This is a genomic window from Dietzia sp. UCD-THP, from assembly GCF_000349585.1.
In the GTDB taxonomy this organism is placed as follows: Bacteria; Actinomycetota; Actinomycetes; order Mycobacteriales; family Mycobacteriaceae; genus Dietzia; species Dietzia natronolimnaea_A.
This window is the reverse complement of record NZ_KB714656.1, coordinates 31,587-37,586: the sequence shown is the minus strand read 5'-3', so window position 1 is coordinate 37,586 and position 6,000 is coordinate 31,587. Positions and strand designations below refer to the sequence as shown.

Here is a 6,000-nt window from a genome sequence, read left to right as displayed (position 1 = left end):
GGCGGCACGGTTCGGCGGCACCGTTCAGTGGCACGGTTCAGTTGCTCCGGGCGGCGTGGGCCGGGTGCACCAGATGCGAGGGGAGCGAGGGCACCCGGGCGGGGCGCGGATGGGCGGCGAGGCGGGAGGAGACCTCGTCCGCGCACCGTGTCACCGCCTCGACCGCCCGCCCCACGGCCCTGCCGGTCATGCGGCGACCCGGGGTCACCGCCACCGATCCGATCACCCGGCCGTCTGTCCGCAGCACGGGGGCGGACACCGAGGCCACGGCGAGGTCGGCGGCGGCGGAGAGCTCGGCGTCGGTCACGTCGATCTCGGACAGTTCCACGAACAGTTCGGAGACCCGGTCGCGCACGAGGGCTCCCACGCCCGAGGACTCCAGGGAGTCGGCCATCCGGAGCAGTTCGCGGCGCGCCGGCGTGAGGCGCTCGATGGACCAGCCACGCCGCGCGATCTGCGGCATCACCAGTTCCAACCGTTCCCTGGCAGCCTCGGTGAGCCCGCCGGAATCCGAGAGCCACCGCCGTTGGTCGACCACCGGAAGTCGGGCGACGAGCTCACGGGCGAAGGGTGCCCGCACCGGGACGACGTGGCCCACCGCGATGTCCGGTCGCGAGGCGGTGCGCATGCCCGCCCCCACCACGTCCACGACCTCGCTCATGCCGTCGCGCGTCTCGAACACCACGGCGGCGATCCCCGTGTCGTCGACGAGCCGTTCCAGGGGCTGACGGGCGGCCCGGGCCAGGTCGACCTCGGCGGACAGGGATGCCGCGATCGTGCGCATCGTGGGTCCGGCGCGCCACCCGCCCTCCAGCTTCTCGGCCCACTGTGCGCCCTGCATCTCGGCCAGGACGGCGTGGAGGGTGGAGCGGCTGGCCCCGGTGATCCGGGCGATCTCCGCGAGGGGCAGCGGTGGGCCCTCGCGGGACAGTGCCTCGATCACGGCGAGCACACGATGCGTGGGTTCATGTCGCATAACCGACAGCGTATGTCGACATGTCGACGATGTGCGCACTGTTTCTCTCCCCGAGATGAAAATGGCCGCCGTCGGGGCGCACGATGGACCCCGAACCAGACCGCAGACAGACCTGTCTGTGGTCTGCCGTCCGGTCACCCCGGGCCAGCCCACGACATTGGAGGTCGCATGAATGCGAGGACGGCGGTGACGCTCTCGCACCTCGACGCACTCGAGGCCGAGTCCGTCCACATCTTCCGCGAGGTAGCCGCGCAGTTCGAACGCCCGGGGATGCTGTTCTCGGGTGGCAAGGACTCGGTGGTGATGTTCCATCTCGCGCGCAAGGCCTTCTGGCCCGCGCCCATGCCGTTCCCGCTCATGCACGTCGACACCGGACACAACTTCGACGAGGTCATCGAGTACCGGGACAGGGTGGTCGAGGAGACCGGCGTCCAGCTGCTCGTGTCCTACGTCCAGGACGACATCGGCGCCGGTCGCGTGGTCGAGGAGACCGGTGTCGGCACCAGCCGTAACCGCCTCCAGACCGCCGCACTGCTGCGCGGCATCCAGGAGAACCGTTTCGACGCCGTGTTCGGCGGCGCCCGCCGCGACGAGGAGAAGGCCCGCGCCAAGGAGCGCGTCTTCTCCTTCCGCGACGCCTTCGGCGCCTGGGACCCGCGCGCGCAACGCCCCGAGCTGTGGAAGCTCTACAACGGTAATCACCGCAAGGGCGAGCACATCCGGGTGTTCCCGCTGTCCAACTGGACCGAGCTGGACATCTGGCAGTACATCGAGCGCGAGGACATCGCCCTGCCGCCCATCTACTACGCGCACCAGCGCGAGGTGATCGAGCGCGACGGCATGCTGCTGGCCAAGACCCGCTTCCTCGAGACCCTCCCGGGCGAGGAGGCGCGCACCGAGCTGGTCCGTTTCCGCACCGTCGGGGACGCCACCTGCACCGGCTGCGTGGAGTCCGACGCCGCCGACAACGCCGCCGTCGTGGCCGAGGTCGCGGGCACCCGCGTCACCGAGCGCGGCGCCACCCGTGCCGACGACCGGATCTCCGAGGCCGGCATGGAAGACCGCAAGAAGGAAGGCTACTTCTGATGAGTTCCGCCACCACCGCGTCCTCCGCCGGCGCCCCGTCTCTCAGCACGGCGTCGACCCTCACCCCGGAGCAGTTGAGCACGATGTCCGAGCACGCGCAGCTGCTGCGCATCGCCACCGCGGGGTCGGTCGACGACGGCAAGTCGACCCTCATCGGGCGCCTGCTCTTCGACTCCAAGGGCATCTTCGAGGACCAGCTCGCCTCGATCGAGGCCACCTCCGCCAAGCGAGGCGATGAGTACACCGACCTCGCGCTGCTCACCGACGGGCTGCGTTCCGAGCGCGAGCAGGGCATCACCATCGACGTGGCCTACCGCTACTTCTCGAGCCCGCGCCGCAAGTTCATCATCGCCGATACCCCGGGCCACGTGCAGTACACGCGCAACATGGTCACCGGTGCGTCGACGGCCGACGTGGCGATCATCCTCGTCGACGCCCGCAAGGGGGTGCTGGAGCAGACCCGCCGGCACGCGTTCCTGTCCGCGCTCCTGGGCATCCCGCGCCTGGTCGTGGCCGTCAACAAGATGGATCTGGTCGACTACGACGAGGCCACCTTCGAGGCCATCCGCACCGAGTTCACCGACTTCGCGGCCAAGCTCGAGGTCCACGACGTGACGTTCGTCCCGCTGTCCGCCCTCAAGGGTGACAACGTGGTGGACCGGTCCGAGGCCATGTCCTGGTACACGGGCCCGGCCCTGCTCGACCACCTCGAGAACGTGCACATCGCGTCGGACCGCAACCTCACCGACGTCCGGTTCCCGGTGCAGTACGTGATCCGCCCCCAGCGGGCCGACGGCCTGGACCACCGGTCCTTCGCCGGCACCGTCGCCGGGGGGATCATGAAGGTCGACGACGAGGTGGTGGTCATGCCGTCCGGTCGGCAGTCGACCATCAAGGCCATCTGGGGCCCGGGCGGCGCCGAGCTCGACGAGGCGGCGGCGCCGGCCGCGGTGACCATCGCGCTCAACGACGAGATCGACATCGTCCGCGGCGAGATGATCGCCCGGCCCGGCAACCGGCCGCACCAGGGCACCGAGCTCGAGGCGATGGTCTGCTGGTTCGCCGACGACTCGACTCTCACGCCCAACAAGCGGTACGTCGTCAAGCACACCACCCGCGACACCAAAGCGATCGTCACGGGCCTGGAGTACCGGCTGGACGTCAACACCCTGCACCGCGACCCCGACTCCACCGAACTGGGGCTCAACGAGATCGGGCGCGTCGGCCTGCGCACCCAGACGCCGTTGATGTACGACCCCTACCGCCGCAACCGGGACACCGGGGCGTTCATCCTCGTGGACGAGCTGTCCGGCAACACCGTGGGCGCGGGCATGATCATCGGGCCCGCCACCACCGGGTCCAACGTGGTCTGGCACGCCGGCGCCGTCCAGCGCGGCGACCGCGGGCAGGGCCGCACGCTGTGGCTCACGGGCCTGTCGGGTTCGGGCAAGTCCACGGTCGCCTCCGAGGTGGAGCGGTTGCTCATCGAGTCCGGCCACCCGGCCTACATCCTCGACGGGGACAACCTGCGGCACGGCCTCAACGCCGACCTCGGGTTCTCGGCCGAGGACCGGGCGGAGAACATCCGTCGCACCGCGGAGGTGGCCGCGCTGTTCGCCGATGCCGGCGTCGTCGTCATCTGTTCCCTCATCTCCCCGATGCGCGCCGACCGCGACGCCGCGCGCAGTGTCCACTCCGCGGCCGACCTGCCCTTCACCGAGGTGTTCGTGGACACGCCGTTGGCCGAGTGCGAGGCGCGCGACCCCAAGGGGCTCTACGCCAAGGCGCGGGCCGGCGAGATCCCGGAGTTCACCGGCGTCTCCGCGCCGTACGAGCCGCCGCTGACCCCCGACCTGCACATTCGTCCGGAGGACGGCACCGCGGAAGAGGTGGCACAGCGGATCGTCAGTTCGATCCTGGGCGTCTGAGCGGGTACGACGGAAGAGGGCGGCGGGGCGTCGAGGACGCCCCGCCGCTCTTCCTCGTAGGGTCCCGCTCACCGCAGGCGTGGCCGACGATCGGGTGGCTCCGAACGGAACGCGGCCCGTCTCCGCCACTGATCGGTGTGATCGCCCTGGTTCTGGTGACGGGCGGGCCGCTCGTATGGCGGGCGCTGGTGCGCAGGTACTCGGTGCATCTCGGCGACCCGTCGGCGCAGGACCGCGCCCGCGCCTGACTGGCGCCTCACTCGCGCACAAGGCGCGCCGCTCCCGCCGCATCCGCGCGTGACTGCTGCCGCACCCGCCGCATCCGCGCGTGACTGCTGCCGCTCCCGCCGCATCCGCGCGTGACTGCTACATCCACCCACGAAATTCCGCGCGCGGATGCAGTGATGGCGCGCGGATGGCGGCTGGTGGGGCGGTGGGTTGGCGGGGCGGTGGGTTGGCGGGCCGGTCAGGAGGTGGTGACGAGCTCCGGATCGGGTGTCCGCTCGCGGCGGACGGCGCGCACCGCGTGGATCACCAGCGCGATCCACACCAGGAACAGGGTCCCGAGCACGGGTCCGATCACGATCGCCGGTGCACCGGCAGCGCTGAGCAGGGTGAAGGTGTTGGTGATGATGATGAGGCCACCCGCGGCCGTGCCCAGGACCCGGGCCGACATGTGCCGGACCATCCAGGCGGCGAACGGAGCGGCGATCACGCCACCGACGAGCAGCGCGGCGGCGAACGCCCAGTTGATGCCCGAGGCACCGAGCCCGAAGAGGAATCCGATGGAGGCGCTCACCGCCACCACGAATTCGGAGGCGCTGATCGATCCGACCACCTTGCGCGGTTCCACCCGGCCGGAGGAGAGCAGGGTGGTGGTCCCGACCGGGCCCCATCCGCCGCCGCCGAAGGCGTCGAGGGTTCCGCCGACGAAGCCGAGTGGCACCAGCAAGCGCGCCGAGATCTGGCCCGAGAACTGGGGCCGCCTGCCCCCGAGCCGCAGGAAGCGGTAGAGGACGTAGAACCCCAGCGCGAGCAGGAGCGAGGCGACGATGGGTTTGGCGGTCGCGCTGGACAACGACGACAGGGCCGTGGCGCCGATGAAGGCGCCCACCGCGCCCGGGCCCGCGAGGATCGCCACGATGCGCCAGTCCACGTTCCCGAACTTGTGGTGGGAGACGCCGGACGCGAGGGTGGTGCCGATCTGGGCGAAGTGCACGGCTGCCGACGCGGCCGCGGGGGCGATCCCGGCGGCCACGAGGATGGTCGTCGAGGTGACGCCGTATCCCATGCCGAGCGAGCCGTCGACCAGCTGGGCGAGCAGTCCGGCGAAGCCGAGGATGATCAGGGTGGGCACGAGGGGGGTCCTCCGGCGCGGGTCGGCAAACAGTAGGGCATTAAACAGAGTAGTTCAGTAGACTTTAGCAGCGACGCCTGGTGTTGGCCACCACGGTGGGCCGGTAGGTCAGCAGCAGAGGTGGGGCCCTACGGTCACCGGGGTTCCCAGGCGTCCTGATCGAGGGTGAGGGCGTGGACGTCGCCCGGTAGCCGCCCCTCGGCGAGGTCGGCGAGGGACACCGCGTCCATGACCCGCCGCAGGGACGCCCTCGACGCGATCCACACGTGCTGGAGGACGGCCGCGCGCTCGTTGTAGTCGACCGCCTCGGGGCGCACGTCGTAGACGCTGACGAGCGGGCCGTCGACGGCACGGAGGACGTCGGCGACGCTGACGGCGGCCGCGTCCTGGGCGAGCGTCCACCCACCGGTCTTGCCCCGGCGGCTGGCCACGATGCCCGCCCGGCGCAGGTCCGACAGGATCGATTGCAGGAAGCCGTGCGGGATGTCCTGCAGTCGCCCCAGCTCCTCGGCGCTGATCGGATTCTCGCGGGGGGTGTCGCCGCTGTGCGACCGCTGGGCGGTCGCGAGTTCGACGAGCGCTCGAAGCGCGTAGTCCGATTTCGCGGTGACCCTCATGGGAACAGTCTCCCATGTGGGCGGATCTCCGGATCG

5 protein-coding genes are annotated in these 6,000 nt (G+C 70.8%); 2 read left to right on the top strand and 3 right to left on the bottom strand.

The features are described 5' to 3' along the window. Positions 1 to 37: 37 nt before the first annotated feature. Positions 38 to 976 carry a helix-turn-helix domain-containing protein gene (locus H483_RS34515; RefSeq protein WP_031265110.1) on the bottom strand — a complete coding sequence of 313 codons (939 nt, stop codon included), beginning with the start codon at positions 974 to 976 and terminating at the stop codon, positions 38 to 40. Positions 977 to 1,144: 168 nt separating this feature from the next. On the opposite strand from H483_RS34515, the gene cysD reads away from it, so the two are divergent. Together cysD and cysN are read left to right on the top strand one after the other, a co-directional pair. Continuing rightward, positions 1,145 to 2,062: a sulfate adenylyltransferase subunit CysD gene (gene cysD, locus H483_RS34510; protein WP_017837941.1), complete on the top strand. Its 918-nt coding sequence runs from the start codon at positions 1,145 to 1,147 to the stop codon at positions 2,060 to 2,062. Next, positions 2,062 to 3,990 carry a sulfate adenylyltransferase subunit CysN gene (gene cysN, locus H483_RS34505; RefSeq protein ID WP_017837940.1) on the top strand — a complete coding sequence of 643 codons (1,929 nt, stop codon included), beginning with the start codon at positions 2,062 to 2,064 and terminating at the stop codon, positions 3,988 to 3,990. Before cysD ends, cysN begins: the two co-directional genes overlap by 1 nt. Positions 3,991 to 4,456: 466 nt before the next feature. Here the strand turns inward: cysN and H483_RS34500 are convergent, their stop codons facing one another. Together H483_RS34500 and H483_RS34495 are read right to left on the bottom strand one after the other, a co-directional pair. Continuing rightward, positions 4,457 to 5,347: a sulfite exporter TauE/SafE family protein gene (locus H483_RS34500; protein ID WP_017837938.1), complete on the bottom strand. Its 891-nt coding sequence runs from the start codon at positions 5,345 to 5,347 to the stop codon at positions 4,457 to 4,459. A gap of 134 nt (positions 5,348 to 5,481) precedes the next feature. Beyond that, positions 5,482 to 5,964 carry an Rrf2 family transcriptional regulator gene (locus H483_RS34495; RefSeq protein WP_017837937.1) on the bottom strand — a complete coding sequence of 161 codons (483 nt, stop codon included), beginning with the start codon at positions 5,962 to 5,964 and terminating at the stop codon, positions 5,482 to 5,484. Positions 5,965 to 6,000 lie beyond the last annotated feature (36 nt).